Here is an 18,411-nt window from a genome sequence, read left to right on the forward strand (position 1 = left end):
GCGCGCATTTCTGATGTGCCGGACATGTGCCGCCTGTGAGCGAGCTGTGAGATGCGCTGATTGACATCGCCGGGCGGTGCGGCATAATTTTTGACTACACGCGTTGTCAACGAGCGGAAGTGAGGCGATGAACCGTCCCATCCCTGCGCGCCACCCCGATCGCCCCCGCCCGGTACCGGTCGCAATCCGGACCATGGCCCGCCTGCTGGGCATCGGCGCCCCGACACCGCAGGAGTGGCAGCGACTCGGTGAGCGGCTGACGGTCGGCGACGAACCGATCGACCGGCTCGTCGAGTGGATGGCCGGTGTCGGCATCTCGCAGACCCGGCCGCTGTTCGAGCAGGCGCTCGCCCACGGCATCGCGGCCGTACCGGACGCACCCGCGCCCCTGCGCGAGTTCTTCGCCGAGGTCGAGACGATGCCGGACTGGGTCGACCCGGCGAAGCTGCGCCGGGGTCAGCGCGCGCTGCGCCGCGGCGGGGCCGACGGCATGTACGTCGCGCGTGACGTGTCGCTGCTCGGCGGTTACCAGTTCTCGGGATTCAACAAGACCCTGCTGCGCACCGGCGCGCTGGAGAAGGGATCCAACAAGCGGTTCGCCGAAACCATGCAGTGGGCGATGGACGTCATCGCCGAGGGCGGGCTGGACCGGTTCGGGTCCGGGTACCGCTCGACGCTGCGGGTCCGGTTCATCCACGGCCTGGTGCGTCGACACGTCGGCGCGATGCCGGACTGGCGCGCCGACGAGTGGGGCGTCCCGATCAACCAGACCGACATGGCGGCGACGTTGATCGGCGCGCTCGTCGCACCCGCTATCGGCGCGGCCGGCATGGGAGTCGTGTTGCGGCCCAAGGACTACGATGCCGTCGCGCATCTGACCCGCTACGTCGGGTGGCTGATGGGAGTGGAGGACGAATGGCTGCCCCGCGGTTTCCGCGACAGCATCCGGGTGCTCTACCACACGCTCGGCGCACTGGCCGAGCCCGACGAGTCGTCGAAGCAGTTGGCGATGCCGATGGCCGACGATCCGATGATCTGGCACTACGACAACATGCCTGCGCTACGCCGGAGACTTGCCCGTGCGCAACATCTTTCGATCACCAGCGGCTTCCTCGGCCCGCGCACGATGCGCTCGCTGGGGCTGCGCCCGCACGTGCCGTGGTACCCGGTGTTGCGGCTGCCGGTCAACGTGGCCCGCAGCGTGGCCGCCGTCGCGGTGCCCGGCGGCCTCGAGCGGGCCACCGCCCGCGGCGAGCGTGAGCACCGGGCGCTGATGCGCAGGATCGTCGGCGACGACACCGCCACCATCGGCGAATCGGCCGAACACGTCAGCACCCTCGCCTGATCACGGTTTGTGCGGGTTGACCGCGAACTGGATGACCCGGTACGGCGCCCCGCCGCGCGGGCCGGTGTTCCACTGGCTGACGAACACCCGCACCTCGTCGAGCGTCGACCCCGGCGAGATGTAGCCGCCGTACGGTTGGGCCAGCCGGTTGTTCTCCGGCGGGCCGAGATGCTCCACCGGGTCGGGCCATTCGGCCGCGACGACGACCGTCGTCACCGGCGCGGAGCCCAGCGCCGTCGGGTCACCGGCCACCCGCATCTCCATGTTGCCGGTCGTGGCGTTGAAGTACGACAGCACGGTCTTGCCGTCGATCTGCCGGATGCTCATCTCCCCGATCCGGTCCGCCCACAGCGGCGTCGGCGGATGCCCCCACCCGGCCTGCGCCGACCAGCCCTGCCAGCTGCCGCGGTCCGGGAAGTCCTGCGGGGTGGCCCGATACAGCACCAGCGGTGCGCTGCGGTCGAAGTTGTTGGCCACGACGTACACCCAGCCGCTCGGCGAGTCCGGCCGCGGTATCGGATCGTAGTAGCCGCTGATCTGCGACTGCCGGCCCTCGGCGTAGGAGGCGTCGCGCACCGAATCCGGCACCGTCAGCCAATTGCCCTGCCCCGGTTCGGCTTTCACCAGCCGCGACGTCTGCGGGTCGAGTTCGCGGACCGTGGTGACCATCAGGTAGTTCTGCCGGTTGATCTGCACCACCCCGGCCGGCAGTTGCGACATTCCCGGCGGCGCCGGGTCGGCCAGCAACGGGGAGTCGATTCCGGTCACCCCGTCGTAGCGCACCCCGCCCGGATCGTCGATGGATTCGGTCTCGACGTGCAGCGCGATCGGCGAGTACCAGCCGCCGTACCCGACGCCCTGGCCGGCGAAGCTGTCGCCGCAGACCTGCAGGATGCCGCTCGGAAACTCCATGAACTCGCACAGATCCGTGGCGCCGACACCGTAGTCGCGGGTCAGCGTGCCGGTCCCGGCCGTCGGCCCGATGCGGATGACCTGTCCGGGCGCCAGCGGGCCGAGCACCGGGTCCGGCACCGGGACGGGTTGCGCGTACGCGCCGACCGCCGAAACGGTATTCCAGCAGAGAAAGATCGAGAAGAGCCCTGCCGGAATGCAGTTTCGGCGCAACTCAGGCGGAGGTCAGCGCTGGGCGAGCAGCTCGGCGATCTGAATGGTGTTCAGCGCCGCGCCCTTCCGGAGGTTGTCGCCGGAGACGAACAACGCCAACCCGCGACCGTCGGGCACGCCGGGGTCCTGGCGGATCCGGCCCACCAGGCAGTCGTCGACGCCCGCGGCGGCCAGCGGCGTCGGCACGTCGACCAGCGTCACGCCCGGCGCCGAGCCCAGCAGCTCGTTGGCCCGCTCAACCGAAAGTGGTTGCGCGAACTCGGCATTGATCGACAGCGAGTGTCCGGTGAACACCGGAACCCGAACGCAGGTGCCCGACACCAGAAGCTCCGGAATGCCGAGGATCTTGCGGCTCTCGTGGCGCAGCTTCTGGTCCTCGTCGGTCTCACCGGAGCCGTCGTCGACATACGAGCCGGCCAGCGGAACGATGTTGAACGCGATCGGCGCCACGTACTTGTTCGGCGCCGGGAACTGGACCGCCGACCCGTCGTGCACCAGCTGCTCGGCGCCGTCGATGACCGCGCGCGCCTGGGTGGCCAGTTCCTCGACACCGGCGAGCCCGCTGCCGGAGACCGCCTGGTAGCTGGACACGATCAGGCGGGTCAGCCCGGCCTCGTCGTGCAGCGGCTTGAGCACCGGCATCGCGGCCATCGTCGTGCAGTTCGGGTTGGCGATGATGCCCTTCTTCAGCGTCACGCCCCGCACGTCGCGGTCGAAGTTGACCTCGCTGACCACCAGCGGCACGTCGGGGTCCTTGCGCCACGCCGACGAGTTGTCGACCACCACGGCGCCGGCGGCGGCGAACCGCGGCGCCTGCACCCGCGACATCGTCGCGCCCGCGGAGAACAGCGCGATGTCCAGTCCGGACGGGTCGGCGGTCTCGGCGTCCTCGACCTCGATCTCCTGCCCGCGGAACGACAGCTTCTTGCCCTGCGAGCGTGCCGACGCGAAGAACCGCACCGACGACGCGGGAAAATCGCGTTCCTCCAACAGGGTTCGCATCACCTGGCCGACCTGTCCGGTCGCGCCCACCACTGCAATGTTGACCATTTCTATCGTCCCGTTCCCGCGTACACCATGGCCTGCTCGTCACCGCCGAGGCCGAACGCCTCGTGCAGCGCGGCGACCGCCTTGTCCAGGTCGGTGTCCTTGACCAGCACCGAGATCCGGATCTCGGAGGTGGAGATCAGGTCGATGTTGACGCCCACCTCGGCGAGTGCCTCACAGAACTTGGCGGTCACGCCGGGGTGGCTCTTCATTCCCGCGCCCACCAGCGACACCTTGCCGATCAGGTCGTCGTAGAGCACCTTGGAGAACCCGATCTCGTCCTGCAGCGCGGTCAGCTTCTCCACCGCGCCCGGCCCGCTGGCGCGCGAGCAGGTGAACGTGATGTCGGTCTTGCCGTCCTCGACCTTCGAGATGTTCTGCAGCACCATGTCGATGTTGACGTCGGCGTCGGCGACCGCGCGGAACACCTTGGCGGCGTATCCGGGGACGTCGGGCAGGCCGACAACGGTGACCTTGGCCTCGCTGCGGTCGTGGGCGACTCCGGTCAGGATGGCATCTTCCATGGGGATGTCCTCTATCGATCCTTTGACGAGGGTGCCGGGCTTGTCGGTGTACGACGAGCGCACGTGAATCGGAACGTTGTAACGGCGGGCGTATTCCACGCAGCGCAGCATCAGCACCTTGGCGCCGCACGCCGCCATCTCGAGCATCTCCTCGAACGTCACGGTCGAGAGGTGCTTGGCGTTGGGGACGATGCGCGGGTCGGCGGTGAAGATGCCGTCGACGTCGGTGTAGATCTCGCAGACGTCGGCGTTCAACGCCGCGGCCAGCGCCACCGCGGTGGTGTCGGACCCGCCGCGGCCCAGCGTGGTGACGTCCTTGCTGTCCTGGCTGACGCCCTGGAACCCGGCGACCAGCACGATCAGCCCCTCGTCCAGCGCCGACTGCAGCCGGCCGGGGGTGACGTCGATGATCTTGGCGTTGCCGTGTGTGCCGGTGGTGATCACGCCGGCCTGTGAGCCGGTGAACGAGCGCGCCTGGGCGCCCAGCGAATCGATGGCCATCGCCACCAGCGCGTTGGAGATCCGCTCGCCGGAGGTGAGCAGCATGTCCATTTCCCGCGCGGGTGGGGCCGGACTCACCTGTTTGGCGAGATCGAGCAGGTCGTCGGTGGTGTCACCCATCGCCGAGCAGACCACGACGACGTCGTTGCCCTGCTTTTTGGTCTCGACGATCCGCTCGGCGACGCGACGGATCCGCTCGGCGTCGGAGACCGAGGATCCGCCGTACTTCTGCACGACGAGCGCCACTGAACAAGCCTTTCAACCGTGGGGAGGATCCCACCAAGGATAAGGGCTGCGCGCTCCTGATTTTCCCCGCCGGTCGCGGGGCCGGCCGGAAAAGCCCGTGATCAGGGCACTCCGAGGAACGGGAACGGGTCGGCGGGCTCGAACCGCGCGCTGGCGTCGCCGGCGTAGATCGTCTTCTCGCCCTCGCCGAGCGACAGCCGCAGGGTCGGGGCGCCCGGCGAGAAGTCGAGGTTGCCCAGTTCCACCCAGAACGTGTTCGGCGACAGCGCGGATTCGAAGAAGTAGCGCAGCGCCTTGTGGTCGACGACGGTGCGCCACCGGGTGGTCGAGATGTTGGGCTCGTCCTCGGTGGCGATGCCGTACGGCACCGACGCGTTGCGCACGACGCTGAACACGGTGGCGGCCGACAGCAGCGGGTCGTCGGTCTTGGGCACGGTGTTGATGTAGAACGACGCCCGCACGAACCGGTCGGCGGCGCGGTTGGTGCCCGGCAGCATCACCGTCCCGCCGATCTGCTCCCAGTACTCGGTGATCGCCAGTTGCTGGTCGAAGGTCGGCGAGTTCGTCATCACCTGGTACTGCCTGCCGTGGTGGATGACCTGCTGCCCGTCGATGTACTCGACGATCGCGCTGTCGCCGGTGCGGTCCGACATCGCCAGGTGCAGGGTGGCCATCCGGCCCTGGCCCGGCACCTCGGCGGTGGCGACGCGCAGCGGTGTCGCGCTCAGCGCCTGCACGGCCTCGGCGACGGTGGCGTAGTTGTCGAGCACGTACTGCCCCCACAGCGCCAGCGAGACCGCGGGCCCTTCGGCGGTCTCGGCCGGGTACTGCGATTCGGCCAGCCACAGCAGGTTCACCGCGAGTCCGGCCTCGTTCACGCCGTCGGTCGTGCTGATGTCGTAGCCGGTGGCCACCACGCTGCCGTACTTCGCCGTCCACTGCGCGGAGTTCGCCCCGGCCTGACCTGTTCGCTGGACCCCGCGGGGCAGCGCCCACAGGTTGGTGCCTATCTCGGCCTTCCAGTCCATGGAGCGGCCGGTGATGATGCGGTCAGAGGTACCGAGGTAAACGACGCGGGTGCACACGGTAAGTCAGCTTAGGTGGCCGATCAGCCGGCGCAAGCATTTGCCAACTCACCGAGCCGTCGCTGCAGCTGATCGTCGAGCGCCGACATCTCGTAGACGATCTGGGGCGCCGGCCCGCCGGGTGCCTGCGCGGCGGCGTCGGCCCGCAGCTGCGGCAGCTTGCGCACGAACGCGCCGGCCAGGTCCGCGGCGTCGATCGCGGTGAACCGCAACCCGGGGTCGTCGATCTTGCGGGCGCGCTCGGCCAGCCCGTCGGCCCACTCCCGGTAGGCGAGCTCGTCGGCCGCGGTCGGCAGGTCCTCGGCGTTCTCGCTCTTCTCGCGGATCAGGTCGCCCTGCGCGGTGTTGAATTCGAGCAGCTCGATCACCGGCCCGCACTCCGCGGGCGGTTTCTGCAACTGGGTGTAGACCAGCGCTACGACGGCCAGCACGGCGAAGCCGATCGCGATCCACCACCGGCGGTTGAGCCTCTTCACCGTCTGAACTCTAGCCAGCGGCCGATTTCGCCCGGTTTGGTGAGGTCGAACCTGCGGAGTACAGTTGGCCGGGTGCAGCGGGTGCTCCTTCTCGGCAGCCGCGACGGGGTCTGATCAGACCGGCTTCCCGTCGCGGGTGTTCGCGATGCGCCGGTCGAGTCCCCTCTCAGAACTCCCGGAGCGATCACCGTGACTACTTTCTCGAAAACCACGCCGGATTCCCCTGACGCGTTCAGCTGGAACTCCGGTGCCCGCCAGATCACCAAACCGGCGGGCCCACCCCATCCCGGCCAGCCGGGCTGGAACACCCAGCGCGGCTCGGCGATGCCGGTCAGCCGCTACCGCAGCTTCGCCGACGAGGTCGAGCGCATCACGCTGCCCGACCGCACCTGGCCCGACAAGGTCATCGACACCGCGCCGATGTGGTGTGCGGTCGACCTGCGCGACGGCAACCAGGCGCTGATCGACCCGATGAGCCCGGTGCGCAAGCGCCGCATGTTCGATCTGCTGGTCCGCATGGGCTACAAGGAGATCGAGGTCGGGTTCCCGTCGGCCAGTCAGACCGACTACGACTTCGTCCGCGAGATCATCACCGAGGGCGCCATTCCCGACGACGTGACGATCCAGGTGCTGACGCAGTGCCGGCCGGAGCTGATCGAGCGCACCTTCGAAGCGTGCGCAGGCGCGCCGCGCGCGATCGTGCACTTCTACAACTCGACGTCGATCCTGCAGCGCCGCGTGGTGTTTCGCGCCGACCGCGACGCGGTGAAGAAGATCGCGACCGACGGCGCGCGGATGTGCGTCGAGGAGGCCGCGAAGTACCCGGACACGCTGTGGCGCTTCGAGTATTCGCCGGAGTCCTACACCGGCACCGAGCTGGAGTACGCCGTCGACGTGTGCAACGCCGTCGCCGAGGTCGTGCAGCCGACACCCGATGTGCCGCTGATCGTGAACCTGCCCGCGACCGTGGAGATGGCCACCCCGAATGTCTACGCGGATTCGATCGAGTGGATGCACCGGCACCTGACCCCGCGCGACAGCATCATCCTGAGCCTGCATCCGCACAACGACCGCGGAACCGCCGTCGCCGCAGCGGAATTGGGGTATCAGGCCGGTGCGGACCGGATCGAGGGCTGCCTGTTCGGCAACGGTGAGCGCACCGGCAACGTATGCCTGGTGACGCTGGGCATGAACATGTTCTCCCGCGGCGTCGACCCGCAGATCGACTTCTCCAACATCGACGAGATCCGGCGCACGGTCGAGTACTGCAATCAGCTGCCGGTGCACGAACGTCACCCCTACGGCGGAGATCTGGTGTACACCGCGTTCTCCGGCAGCCACCAGGACGCGATCAACAAGGGCCTGGACGCGATGAAGGTCGCGGCGGACGAGGCCGACGCCGATGTCGACGACATCCTGTGGCAGGTGCCGTATCTGCCGATCGACCCGAAGGACGTCGGCCGTACGTACGAGGCCGTGATCCGGGTGAACTCGCAGTCCGGCAAGGGCGGCGTCGCCTACATCATGAAGGCCGACCACGGTCTGGTGCTGCCGCGGCGGCTGCAGATCGAGTTCAGCCAGGCGATCCAGGCGATCACCGACGGCGAGGGCGGGGAGGTGTCCCCGAAGGAGATGTGGGACGTCTTCGCCGAGGAGTACCTGGCGCCGGTGCGGCCGCTGGAGCGGATCCGGCAGAAGGTCATCGCGGCCGAGGTCGACGGCGGCACCGACACGGTCGAGGCGGTCGTCAAGGTCGACGGCGTGGAACGCGAGATCGTCGGCGCGGGCAACGGCCCACTGGCGGCGTTCGTCGACGCGCTGGGCGCGATCGGGTTCGACGTGTCGGTGCTCGACTACTCCGAGCATGCGCTGTCGGCGGGTGAGGAGGCGCAGGCCGCCGCCTACGTCGAGACGTCGATCGACGGAAAGACCGTGTGGGGCGTGGGCATCGCGACGTCGATCACCACCGCGTCACTGCGGGCGGTGGTTTCGGCGGTCAACAGGGCCGCACGCTAGCTCTCGGGACTCGCCGAGCGTCGAAACTTTCGCGCGAAAACGGCCGAAACCCACCACAAACCCGACGCTCGCGGTGCAGGGGCCGCACACCGAACGCTAGAACAGCGCGAACTGATCGCCGGCCAGCGTGGTGTCGGTGAACTCCTCGATGCCGGTGCCGCCGACCACACCGTCGAGCAGCGCCAACAGTTCCTCGTCGGCCAGCAGCGGCACGCCGAGCTCGCAGGCGTGGAATCCCTTGCCCTGTTCCGGCCGGGGCTCGTTGCACACCACCAGCGACGTCTCCACGTCGACGATGTCCGTGTAGGCCAGCCCGGCGTCCAGGATCCGCTCGATGAGCTCCTCATGGGTGCGCTTGACCTCCGACGAAAGCGCCACCCGCATGCCCTGCACCAGCGGACGCCCGGCGATGTAGCGCCCCGGATTCAGATACGCGCACGGCAACCGCGACGCCACCGCCTTGAGCGGGCGCAGCTCGTCGTGGGTGATTTGTCCGTTCGGCCAGCTTCGCCGCGTCACCGGATGCACCGGCAACCACACCTTGCGTTCCCGGGCGCGCACCAGCACCGGCTTGAGGATCTGCGCGAGCACCAACGCGTCGTCGAGCGCGTCGTGCGGTTTCATCTGGTCGACGCCCCAGTGCGCGGCCAGCGTCTCCAGCCGCAGGTTCGCGGTCCCCAGATCCAGCCTGCGCGCCAGTTCGACCGTGCACATCACGGTGTCGGTGGGCAGCTGCCGGTTCACGAGTTCGGCCTCGGCCGCCAGAAACGCGTAGTCGAAGCCGACGTTGTGCGCCACCAGCGTGCGCCCGTCGAGCAATTCGACCAGGTGGTCGGCGATGTCGGCGAACGTCGGCTGCCCGTCGAGCATCTCCGCGGTCAGGCCGTGCACATGCGTGGGACCCGGATCGACGCCGGGGTTGAGCAGGCTGTAGAGGCTGTGTTCGACGTTGCCGTCGTCGCCGAGGGCCAGCGCCGCGATGCTCACGATGCGCGCCTGTCCGGGCCGGAACCCCGACGTCTCGACGTCGACGACCGCCCAACCCGACCCGGCGTCCTGCGCCGGCCGGCCCCAGGACGGGGTGAGCCGGCGACATCCGGGCTGGATCTGGCTCACCTCGTCAGGATGGCACGGTGCTGTGACAAACCCGGGACCTCGTCGAATCGCCTGCCAGCGTGTCGGCTACCTAAACTGCCGGGGATGGTCACCACTCGAGCACGGGTCGCTCTCGCCGCCGGCGCGGGCGCGCGGTGGGCGTCGCGGGTCACCGGCCGCGGGGCGGGCGCGATGATCGGCGGCCTGGTCGCGCTGGCGCTGGACAAGTCACTGCTGCGTCAGCTCGGCGGCGGCCGGCGCACCGTCGTCGTCACCGGGACCAACGGCAAGTCGACGACGACCCGGATGGTGGCCGCGGCGCTGCGCACGGTCGGTTCGGTCGCGACCAACGACACCGGCGCGAACATGGATGCGGGTCTGGTCGCCGCGCTCGCCGGGGCAAGGGACGCCCCGCTCGCCGCGCTCGAGGTCGACGAGATGCACGTGCCGCACGTCGCCGACGCCGTCGACCCGCAGGTGGTCGTGCTGCTGAACCTCTCGCGCGACCAGCTGGACCGCGTCGGCGAGATCAACCACATCGAGCGCACGCTGCGCGGCGGGCTGGCCCGGCACCCGTCGGCAGTCGTGGTGGCCAACTGCGACGACGTGCTGATGACGTCGGCCGCCTACGACAGCCCGAACGTGGTGTGGGTGGCGGCGGGCGGCGGCTGGGCCAACGACTCGGTGAGCTGCCCGCGCTCCGGCGAGATCATCGTGCGCGACGGGCGCGACTGGCGTTCCACCGGAACCGATTTCAAGCGGCCCAGTCCGCAGTGGTGGTTCGACGAGACCAATATCTATGGTCCCGAAGGCCTTTCACTTCCGATGACGCTCGCCCTGCCCGGCACCGTCAACCGCGGCAACGCCACCCAGGCGGTCGCCGCGGCGGTGACCATGGGTGCGGACCCGGCGGCCGCGGTGGCGGCGGTCTCCGCGGTCGACGAGGTCGCGGGCCGGTACCGCACTGTGCGGCTCGGCCAGCACACGGTGCGCGTGCTGTTGGCCAAGAACCCCGCCGGCTGGCAGGAGGCGCTGTCGATGGTCGACAAACACGGTGCGGGCGTGGTCATCTCGGTCAACGGTCAGGTCCCCGACGGCGAGGACCTGTCGTGGCTGTGGGACGTGCGCTTCGAGCACTTCGACGACACCCAGGTGGTCGCGGCCGGTGAACGCGGTACCGACCTTGCGGTGCGGTTGGGGTACGCCGGCGTCGAGCACACCCTGGTACACGACACGATCACCGCGATCGCGTCCTGCCCACCGGGTCACGTCGAGGTGATCGCGAACTACACCGCGTTCCTGCAGTTGAACCGCGCCCTGGAACGGCGGGCTGACCATGGCTGAGTCGACGGTGCGGATCGGGCTGGTGCTGCCCGACGTGATGGGCACCTACGGTGACGGCGGCAACTCGCTGGTGCTGCGACAGCGCCTGCGGCTGCGGGGAATCGACGCCGAGATCGTCGAGATCACGCTGGACGATCCGGTGCCCGCCGAACTCGACCTGTACACCCTCGGCGGCGCCGAGGACTACGCGCAACGCCTGGCCACCAAGCACCTGCTGCGCTATCCGGGGCTGCAGCAGGCGGCCGGCCGGGGTGCGCCGGTGCTGGCGATCTGCGCGGCCATCCAGGTCCTCGGACACTGGTACGAAACCTCGTCGGGGGAACGCGTCGACGGGGTCGGCCTGCTCGACGTCACCACCTCACCTCAGCAGGAACGCACGATCGGTGAGCTGGTGTCCGAACCGCTGCCGGCCGGGCTCTCCGACCGGCTGACCGGCTTCGAAAACCACCGCGGCGGAACGACTCTCGGTCCCGATGCGGCTCCGCTGGCGAAGGTGGTCAGCGGTGCCGGCAACCGCGCCGGCGACGGGTTCGACGGTGCGGTGCAGGGCAGCGTCGTCGCGACCTACCTGCACGGGCCGTGCCTGGCCCGCAACCCGCAGCTGGCCGACCACCTGCTGGCCCAGGTGGTCGGGGAACTGGCGCCGCTGCACCTCGACGAGGTCGACCAGCTCAGGCGCGAACGGCTGGCCGCCCCCCGCCGCGTCTGATCACGCGGCGAACTCCACGAAGCAACCGCGCCGGGCCAACGCCACCTCCACCCGTTGCAGCCAACTCTCCACCGACTCCCACTCCGGCACGCGAATCACGATCCAGCCCAACGCCTCCAGCATCCTCTGCTGGGCCGCGTCCTCGGGGGCGAACGTCAACGCCACCCGGTACTCCGGCCACCCGATCTCGAGGTGCGCGACGGGCAAGGTGTCCACCAGCACCGGCACCTGGGTCTGCGGTTGCGGACATCCCGCATCGATCAACAGCAGCCGCGCGTGGCTCTCGACGGGTCGGGCCGCACCGCCGTCGACGAGCGGAAGCAGCTCGCGCAGTTGCTTGGTGCCCGACGCCCGCGGGTAGCGCCGCATCAGGGCGCGTATCTCGTCGAGCGGCAGCGGCCGATCCCACATCATCGCGTCCAACCGGGCCAGCGCCGCCCCGCGGTCGAGACGGCGCCCGATGTCGAACGCGGTGCGCGCCCGCGTCGTCACCGGCAGCCCTCCGATGCGGATGACCTCGTCGTCTGCGAAAACCTCTCTGCGGGGCAGCAATCCGGCCTGCGCGCCGCACCTCGCACCCAACACCTCGATGGGATGCGCCGGATCCACCCACGCCGCGCCGTGCAGCGCCGAGGCGACCACCCCGGCGACCACGCCCTTGCGCCTTGCCGCCAGCCACGCCGCGATCGCCCGGTCCCGCAACGTCAGCTCGCGCCCGTTGGCGGCGTAGACACCGCGAAACACCGGACGGTACCGCGATCTCAACTCGTGGCGGGTCACCCGCCCCGCCGCGACGGCCTCTCCGCCGATGATGACCTCGACCATGCCTGCATCTTGCCCGCCGGCACCGACACCTCCGCGGCAGAAACCTCAGAGCCCCAGGTCGCGCAGGAACTCCGGCTTGTACGTCTCCAGGAACATGTACTGCGGAGCCGGCGGCGCGACCTCGGGTGCGTCGTCGGGCACCTCCCGGCCGGTCTGCGGGTCCACCCACTCCTGGGCGGCGCCGTCCCAGCGACTCACGCGCAACCGCGCGTCGACGCCGTCGTCGGCGACCAGCGCGCGCACGGTGCGCTCGGCTTCCTGCGCGTCGGCCAGCGTCTGGGTGTAGAGCTGGATGCGGTCCCCGTCGCGGGTGACGGTGACCCGCGAACCGAGTCGCTTTCGGGCGTCGTCGTCGACGTCGAGGGTGCGCAGCTTCTCCCAGAACGAGAGGTGCTGATCACCACCGAGTTCGACCTCGACCTTGAACTCGTCACCCGGCATACATGCCCTCCTCAGGCCATTGCGCGCCGGCCGGCCAGCGCGCGGCCCAGCGTCAGTTCGTCGGCGAACTCCAGATCGCCACCCATCGGCAGCCCGGAGGCGATCCGCGTCACGGTCAGCCCCGGGATGTCGCGCAGCATCCGCACCAGATACGTCGCGGTGGCCTCACCCTCGGTGTTCGGATCGGTCGCGATGATCACCTCGGTGACGTCGACGCCGTCGACGCGTTCACCGATCCTGTTGAGCAGCTCACGGATTCGCAGTTGTTCGGGCCCCACCCCGGACAGCGGGTCCAGCGCGCCGCCCAGCACGTGGTAGCGGCCGCGGAACTCACGGGTGCGTTCGACGGCCTGCACGTCCTTGGGTTCCTCGACCACGCACACCAGCGACGCGTCGCGCCGCGAGTCCGAGCAGATGCGGCAGCGGTCCTCGTCGGAGACGTTGCCGCACACCGCGCAGAACTTCACCCCGTCGCGCACCTTGTTCAGCACGGCGGTCAGCCGGTCGATGTCGGGCGGCTCCACCGACAGCAGGTGAAAGGCGATCCGCTGCGCGCTCTTGGGCCCGATACCGGGCAGTTTGCCGAGCTCGTCGATCAGATCCTGGACAGGTCCCTCGAACAATTACATTCCCGGCAGACCGAGGTTGCCCATCCCGCTGGCCAGCGGGCCGAGCCGGTCGTGGGCGAGGATGGTGACCTGCTTGGCGGCGTCGGCGATGGCGCCGACCACCAGGTCCTGCAGCGTCTCGACGTCGTCCGGGTCGACGACCTTGGGATCGATCGCCACCGCGACCACCTCGCCGCTGCCCTTCATGGTGACCTGCACCAGGCCGCCGCCGGCCTGACCGTGCACCTCGGCGTTGGCCAGCGCCTCCTGCGCCTCCATCAACTGCTGCTGGACCTGCTGCGCCTGCGCGAGCAGCGCCGACATATCGGGTTGGCCCCCTGGTTGCATGGCTGGTCCCCTTGCGTGTTCGTTGCGGTCCGGTATCGACTTGGTCTCGCCTGACCCGCGAGCGGCGGTTTGATCTTCCAGCGTAGTCGCGAATGCCGTTACGGTGACGCCCGTGCCCACCCGCCTGCGTGTCGGCCATTTTCTGGTCGCCGGTCTGCTCATCGTCGCGTCGACCCTCGTCGTCCCGGCCCCACCGGCTTCGGCCGCACCGACAAGCATCGCGGGCAAGATCGTGTTCCTCGACCCCGGCCACAACGGCGCCAACGACGCCTCGATCAGCAAGCAGGTGCCGACCGGGCGCGGCGGCACCAAGGACTGCCAGGCCAGCGGCACCGCCACCGACGACGGCTTCGCGGAGCACACCTTCGCCTGGGAGACCACGCTGCGGGTCCGGCAGGCCCTGCACAACCTCGGGGTGCGCACGGCGATGTCGCGCGGCGACGACACCGGGGTGGGGCCCTGCGTCGACGAGCGCGCGGCGATGGCCAACTCGCTGCGCCCCGACGCGATCGTCAGCATCCACGCCGACGGCGGACCGCCGACCGGTCGCGGGTTCCACGTGCTGTACTCGTCGCCGCCGCTGAACGACGCGCAGGCCGGACCGGCGCCGAGGTTCGCCGCGATCATGCGCGACCAGTTGCAGGCCTCGGGTTTCGTGCCGTCGACCTACATCGGCTCGGCGGGGCTCAACCCGCGCTCGGACATCGCCGGGCTCAACCTCGCGCAGTACCCGTCGATCCTCGTCGAACTCGGCAACATGAAGAACCCGGTCGACTCGGCGCTGATGAAGACGCCCGCCGGCCGGCAGAAGTACGCCGACGCGGTGGTGCGCGGAATCGCCGGCTTCCTCGGGGCCGGTTGAGCGCCGGTCAGCGGCTCTCGACGTGCTTCTTGAGGTTCTCGAGCACCTCGGCCTGGATCTTGCGCAGCCCCAGCGGCGCGAATGTCTTCTCGAAGAAGCCGCCGATGCCGCCGGCGCCCTGCCATGACGTCTTGACCGTGACCGTCGACCCCGTACCCGCGGGCGCGACCGTCCAGTTCGTGAGCATCGACGAGTTCGCGTCCTTCTCGATCACCGTGTGACCCGCCACGTCGACGGTCGCCTTCACGTCACGCACCCGCGACTTGGTCGCCTGCAGCTTCCAGGCCGCGACGGTGCCCGCGCCCTGCCCGCCCTCGAGCACGTTGTACCCGCTGTAGTGCGACGACAGGATCTTCGGACGCACGGTCGCGTAGTCGGCGACGGCCGCCAGCACGGTCTCCGGCGGCGCGTCGATCGTCACGGTGCTGGACGCGCTGACCTGTCCCATGTCCTGCAAGCTCCTCGTTCGAAGGGGGTTGTGCGGTCGCATCGGGTGCCACCGCGGACTAGCGTATATGCGTGTCTGTTGCCCGAACCGACGCACGTGCTGTTCAGGCCGAGGGCGTACAGCGGCTCCTGGACAGTTACCGTGCGATACCGCCGGACGCCACCGTCCGCCTGGCCAAACCCACCTCCAACCTGTTTCGGGCCCGCGCCGCGACCACCGCCAAGGGGCTCGACGTCTCCGGGCTGACCGGGGTGCTCGACGTCGACCCCGATGCGCGCACCGCCGACGTGGCCGGGATGTGCACCTACGAGGACCTGGTCGCGGCCACGCTGCCGTACGCGCTGAGCCCGCTGGTGGTGCCGCAGCTCAAGACGATCACGCTCGGCGGCGCGGTCACCGGGCTCGGGATCGAGTCGGCCTCGTTCCGCAACGGCCTGCCGCACGAGTCGGTGCTCGAGATGGACATCCTCACCGGCACCGGCGAGGTGCTCACCGCATCCCGGGACCGGCACCCCGACTTGTTCCGCGCGTTCCCCAACTCCTATGGCACGCTCGGCTATTCGGTTCGGCTGAAGATCGAGCTGGAACCGGTCAAACCGTTCGTGTCGGTGCGCCACCTGCGGTTCGGCGACCTCGACGAGTTGACCGCGGCGATGGAGCGCATCGTCGAGACGGGCAGCCACGACGGCTCACCGGTCGACTACCTCGACGGTGTGGTGTTCAGCGCCGACGAGAGCTACCTGACCCTCGGTGTCCGGACCGCGACACCCGGACCGGTCAGCGACTACACCGGCCAGCAAATCTACTACCGCTCGATCCAGCACGACCAGCACGAGAAGCAGGACCGCCTGACGATCCACGACTACCTGTGGCGCTGGGACACCGACTGGTTCTGGTGTTCGCGCGCGTTCGGTGCGCAGGACCCGAGGATCCGGCGGTGGTGGCCACGGCGCCTGCGGCGCAGCAGTTTCTACTGGAAGCTGATCGCCTACGACCAGCGCTTCGACATCGCCGACCGCATCGAGATCCGCAACGGCCGCCCGCCCCGCGAGCGCGTCGTGCAGGACGTCGAGGTGCCGATCGGGCGGTTGCCGGAGTTCCTGCGATGGTTCCTCGACAACGTGCCGATCGAGCCGATCTGGTTGTGCCCATTGCGACTTCGTGACAACGGCGGGTGGCCGCTGTATCCGATCCGACCCGACCACACCTACGTCAACGTCGGCTTCTGGTCGTCGGTGCCGGTCGGCCCCAGCGAGGGTCACACCAACAGGCTCATCGAACGCAAGGTCAGCGACCTCGACGGGCACAAGTCGCTGTACTCCGATGCGTACTACAGCCGCGACGAGTTCGACGAACTCTACGGCGGCGAAATCTACAAGACCGTAAAGAAGGCCTACGATCCTGATTCACGGCTCCTCGACCTGTATGCGAAGGCGGTGCAACGAAGGTGACGACATTCAAGGAACAGGGAACCTCGACGCAGTCCAGGAAGTACACACTCGCCGAGATCCTGGAGATCTTCGCGGGCGGCCGACTCCCCCTGAGGTTCTCCGCCTACGACGGCAGCACCGCCGGACCTGAGGACGCGCCGCTGGGCCTGGAGTTGCTGACGCCGCGCGGCACAACGTATCTGGCGACCGCCCCGGGTGATCTGGGACTGGCGCGGGCGTACGTGTCCGGCGACCTGGCCACGCACGGTGTGCATCCAGGCGACCCCTACGAGTTGCTGCGCGCGCTGGCCGACAAGATGGACTTCAAGCGCCCGCCCGCACGGCTGCTGGCCAACATCGTGCGCTCGATCGGCATCGAGCACCTCAAGCCGATCGCACCGCCACCGCAGGAGGCGCTGCCGCGCTGGCGTCGGATCGCAGAGGGGTTGCGGCACAGCAAGACCCGTGACGCCGAGGCGATTCACCACCACTACGACGTGTCGAACACGTTCTACGAGTGGGTGCTCGGCCCGTCGATGACCTACACGTGTGCGTGCTACCCGTCGCAGGACGCCACGCTGGAGGAGGCGCAGGACAACAAATACCGCCTGGTGTTCGAGAAGCTGCGTCTGCAACCGGGCGACCGGCTGCTCGACGTCGGCTGCGGCTGGGGCGGCATGGTCCGATACGCCGCCCGCCACGGGGTCCGCGTGATCGGTGTGACGCTGTCGAAGGAGCAGGCGTCGTGGGCGCAGAAGGCGATCGCCGAGCAGGGCCTGACAGATCTGGCCGAGGTGCGTCACGGCGACTACCGCGATGTACCCGAATCCGGTTTCGACGCGGTGTCGTCGATCGGGTTGACCGAGCACATCGGTGTGCACAACTACCCGTCCTACTTCGGTTTCCTGCGCTCCAAACTGCGCACCGGGGGGTTGCTGCTCAACCACTGCATCACCCGCCCGGACAACCGGTCGATGGCGGGTGCGGGCGGTTTCATCGACCGTTACGTCTTCCCCGACGGTGAGCTCACGGGTTCGGGCCGCATCATCACCGAGGCGCAGGACGCCGGCCTGGAGGTGCTGCACGAGGAGAACTTGCGCCACCACTACGCGATGACGCTGCGCGACTGGTGCGCCAACCTCGTCGAGCACTGGGACGAGGCGGTCGCCGAAGTGGGCCTGGCCACCGCGAAGGTGTGGGGCCTCTACATGGCCGGGTCGCGGCTCGGCTTCGAGACGAATGTGGTTCAGCTGCACCAGGTTCTGGCGGTCAAGCTGGACAGCGACGGCAGCGACGGCGGGTTGCCGCTGCGGCCGTGGTGGACGCCGTAGCGGGACGTCAGCCGTCGATGCGGCGCGCGCCCAGTTCGGTCTGCAGCAGCTCCAGCGCGGCCTCCTCGGGGTCGCGGCGCGGCGTGTCGGATGTGTCGGCGCTGGCCTCGGCCAGCATGTCCTCCTCCTCCTGATCGCGCTGCGGCGCGTCGGCGGTGGCCGCCTCGGGCGGTGGTTCGGCGGCCGGCGGCGGCGCCGCGCCGGTCTCGCAGCGGATCTTCCAGTTCACGCCGAGCGCATCCTTGAGCGCCTCGCGGATGACGTCGGCGTTGCGCTGTTCGGACAGCCGTTTGGCCAGCGGCGCCGACTCGTGGCTGAGCACCAGGGTGTCGCCCTCGACGGCACGCACGATCGCCCCCGACAGCATCACCTCGGTGGTGCGGCTGCGCTCGCGGACCTTGTCGCGCACCGTCGACCACATGCTGCGCACCGCAGCGGCGTTCGGTTCACCGGTGACGGTCGCGGGCGGCGGAGCGGCCACCACGGGGTCCGACGGCGGGCGCACCGGCGGCGGTGACGGCGGCTTGGGGTCCTGCGCGGGCGGCTTCGGGTCCTGCGCGGGTGGCGGCGGTTCGGCCCGCGGCGGCGGCGGTGGCTCGGGGGCC

Annotated in this window: 18 protein-coding genes and 1 pseudogene; 7 read left to right on the forward strand and 12 right to left on the reverse strand. The window is 69.4% G+C overall.

Annotation, left to right across the window (positions count from 1 at the left end; translation table 11 throughout):
* The first annotated feature begins 127 nt into the window (after positions 1-127).
* Positions 128-1,345, forward strand: coding sequence for an oxygenase MpaB family protein (locus tag BHQ18_RS19940; protein WP_069415365.1), 1,218 nt, complete (start codon positions 128-130; stop codon positions 1,343-1,345).
* Here BHQ18_RS19940 and BHQ18_RS19945 read toward each other — a convergent pair whose 3' ends face one another.
* The 5 genes from BHQ18_RS19945 to BHQ18_RS19965 all read right to left on the reverse strand — a co-directional run bounded on the left by BHQ18_RS19945 (position 1,346) and on the right by BHQ18_RS19965 (position 6,349).
* Complete coding sequence (locus BHQ18_RS19945) at positions 1,346-2,434, reverse strand: DUF4185 domain-containing protein (RefSeq protein ID WP_069415393.1); 1,089 nt, start codon at positions 2,432-2,434, stop codon at positions 1,346-1,348.
* Between the two features lie 48 nt (positions 2,435-2,482).
* Positions 2,483-3,520, reverse strand: a complete 1,038-nt coding sequence (locus BHQ18_RS19950; RefSeq protein ID WP_069415366.1) for an aspartate-semialdehyde dehydrogenase — start codon at positions 3,518-3,520, stop codon at positions 2,483-2,485.
* A 2-nt stretch (positions 3,521-3,522) separates the two neighbouring features.
* Positions 3,523-4,788 carry an aspartate kinase gene (locus BHQ18_RS19955; RefSeq protein ID WP_069415367.1) on the reverse strand — a complete coding sequence of 422 codons (1,266 nt, stop codon included), beginning with the start codon at positions 4,786-4,788 and terminating at the stop codon, positions 3,523-3,525.
* Between the two features lie 101 nt (positions 4,789-4,889).
* Positions 4,890-5,873 (reverse strand): bile salt hydrolase, encoded by a 984-nt coding sequence (locus BHQ18_RS19960; RefSeq protein WP_069415368.1) that lies wholly within the window; start codon positions 5,871-5,873, stop codon positions 4,890-4,892.
* 23 nt (positions 5,874-5,896) lie between these two features.
* On the reverse strand, positions 5,897-6,349 hold the full coding sequence (locus tag BHQ18_RS19965; protein ID WP_234794245.1) for a hypothetical protein: 453 nt from the start codon (positions 6,347-6,349) through the stop codon (positions 5,897-5,899).
* Between the two features lie 189 nt (positions 6,350-6,538).
* On the opposite strand from BHQ18_RS19965, the gene leuA reads away from it, so the two are divergent.
* The gene (gene leuA / locus BHQ18_RS19970) at positions 6,539-8,365 is read left to right on the forward strand and encodes a 2-isopropylmalate synthase (protein ID WP_069415369.1); all 1,827 of its coding nucleotides are present in this window, start codon (positions 6,539-6,541) and stop codon (positions 8,363-8,365) included.
* 96 nt (positions 8,366-8,461) lie between these two features.
* On the opposite strand, the gene BHQ18_RS19975 is transcribed toward leuA, so the two are convergent.
* The gene (locus BHQ18_RS19975; RefSeq protein ID WP_234794246.1) at positions 8,462-9,481 is read right to left on the reverse strand and encodes a DEDDh family exonuclease; all 1,020 of its coding nucleotides are present in this window, start codon (positions 9,479-9,481) and stop codon (positions 8,462-8,464) included.
* An 84-nt stretch (positions 9,482-9,565) separates the two neighbouring features.
* Here BHQ18_RS19975 and BHQ18_RS19980 point away from each other — a divergent pair, with 84 nt between their 5' ends.
* Both BHQ18_RS19980 and BHQ18_RS19985 read left to right on the forward strand, forming a co-directional pair.
* Complete coding sequence (locus tag BHQ18_RS19980) at positions 9,566-10,804, forward strand: Mur ligase family protein (RefSeq protein ID WP_069415370.1); 1,239 nt, start codon at positions 9,566-9,568, stop codon at positions 10,802-10,804.
* The gene (locus BHQ18_RS19985; RefSeq protein ID WP_069415371.1) at positions 10,797-11,513 is read left to right on the forward strand and encodes a type 1 glutamine amidotransferase; all 717 of its coding nucleotides are present in this window, start codon (positions 10,797-10,799) and stop codon (positions 11,511-11,513) included. Before BHQ18_RS19980 ends, BHQ18_RS19985 begins: the two co-directional genes overlap by 8 nt.
* On the opposite strand, the gene BHQ18_RS19990 is transcribed toward BHQ18_RS19985, so the two are convergent.
* The 4 genes from BHQ18_RS19990 to BHQ18_RS20005 are packed head-to-tail and all read right to left on the reverse strand — an operon-like array spanning position 11,514 to position 13,735.
* Positions 11,514-12,338 (reverse strand): type IV toxin-antitoxin system AbiEi family antitoxin, encoded by an 825-nt coding sequence (locus BHQ18_RS19990; protein ID WP_069415372.1) that lies wholly within the window; start codon positions 12,336-12,338, stop codon positions 11,514-11,516.
* Between the two features lie 45 nt (positions 12,339-12,383).
* Positions 12,384-12,779: a hypothetical protein gene (locus tag BHQ18_RS19995; protein WP_069415373.1), complete on the reverse strand. Its 396-nt coding sequence runs from the start codon at positions 12,777-12,779 to the stop codon at positions 12,384-12,386.
* Between the two features lie 11 nt (positions 12,780-12,790).
* The gene (recR, locus tag BHQ18_RS20000; RefSeq protein ID WP_069415374.1) at positions 12,791-13,402 is read right to left on the reverse strand and encodes a recombination mediator RecR; all 612 of its coding nucleotides are present in this window, start codon (positions 13,400-13,402) and stop codon (positions 12,791-12,793) included.
* Positions 13,403-13,735 (reverse strand): YbaB/EbfC family nucleoid-associated protein, encoded by a 333-nt coding sequence (locus BHQ18_RS20005; RefSeq protein WP_069415375.1) that lies wholly within the window; start codon positions 13,733-13,735, stop codon positions 13,403-13,405.
* A gap of 112 nt (positions 13,736-13,847) precedes the next feature.
* On the opposite strand from BHQ18_RS20005, the gene BHQ18_RS20010 reads away from it, so the two are divergent.
* The gene (locus tag BHQ18_RS20010; protein ID WP_069415396.1) at positions 13,848-14,597 is read left to right on the forward strand and encodes an Rv3717 family N-acetylmuramoyl-L-alanine amidase; all 750 of its coding nucleotides are present in this window, start codon (positions 13,848-13,850) and stop codon (positions 14,595-14,597) included.
* 7 nt (positions 14,598-14,604) lie between these two features.
* On the opposite strand, the gene BHQ18_RS20015 is transcribed toward BHQ18_RS20010, so the two are convergent.
* Positions 14,605-15,045: an SRPBCC family protein gene (locus tag BHQ18_RS20015; protein ID WP_069415376.1), complete on the reverse strand. Its 441-nt coding sequence runs from the start codon at positions 15,043-15,045 to the stop codon at positions 14,605-14,607.
* A 71-nt stretch (positions 15,046-15,116) separates the two neighbouring features.
* Here BHQ18_RS20015 and BHQ18_RS20020 point away from each other — a divergent pair, with 71 nt between their 5' ends.
* Both BHQ18_RS20020 and BHQ18_RS20025 read left to right on the forward strand, forming a co-directional pair.
* Positions 15,117-16,496, forward strand: a complete 1,380-nt coding sequence (locus BHQ18_RS20020) for an FAD-binding oxidoreductase (RefSeq protein ID WP_069415377.1) — start codon at positions 15,117-15,119, stop codon at positions 16,494-16,496.
* On the forward strand, positions 16,493-17,806 hold the full coding sequence (locus BHQ18_RS20025; protein WP_069415378.1) for a class I SAM-dependent methyltransferase: 1,314 nt from the start codon (positions 16,493-16,495) through the stop codon (positions 17,804-17,806). The genes BHQ18_RS20020 and BHQ18_RS20025 overlap by 4 nt, the downstream gene beginning before the upstream one ends.
* A gap of 7 nt (positions 17,807-17,813) precedes the next feature.
* Here the strand turns inward: BHQ18_RS20025 and BHQ18_RS20030 are convergent.
* Positions 17,814-18,411, reverse strand: a pseudogene (locus tag BHQ18_RS20030) (DNA polymerase III subunit gamma/tau); the annotation flags it as partial.

It is taken from the genome of Mycolicibacterium flavescens (genome assembly GCF_001722335.1).
GTDB lineage: Bacteria > Actinomycetota > Actinomycetes > Mycobacteriales > Mycobacteriaceae > Mycobacterium > Mycobacterium flavescens.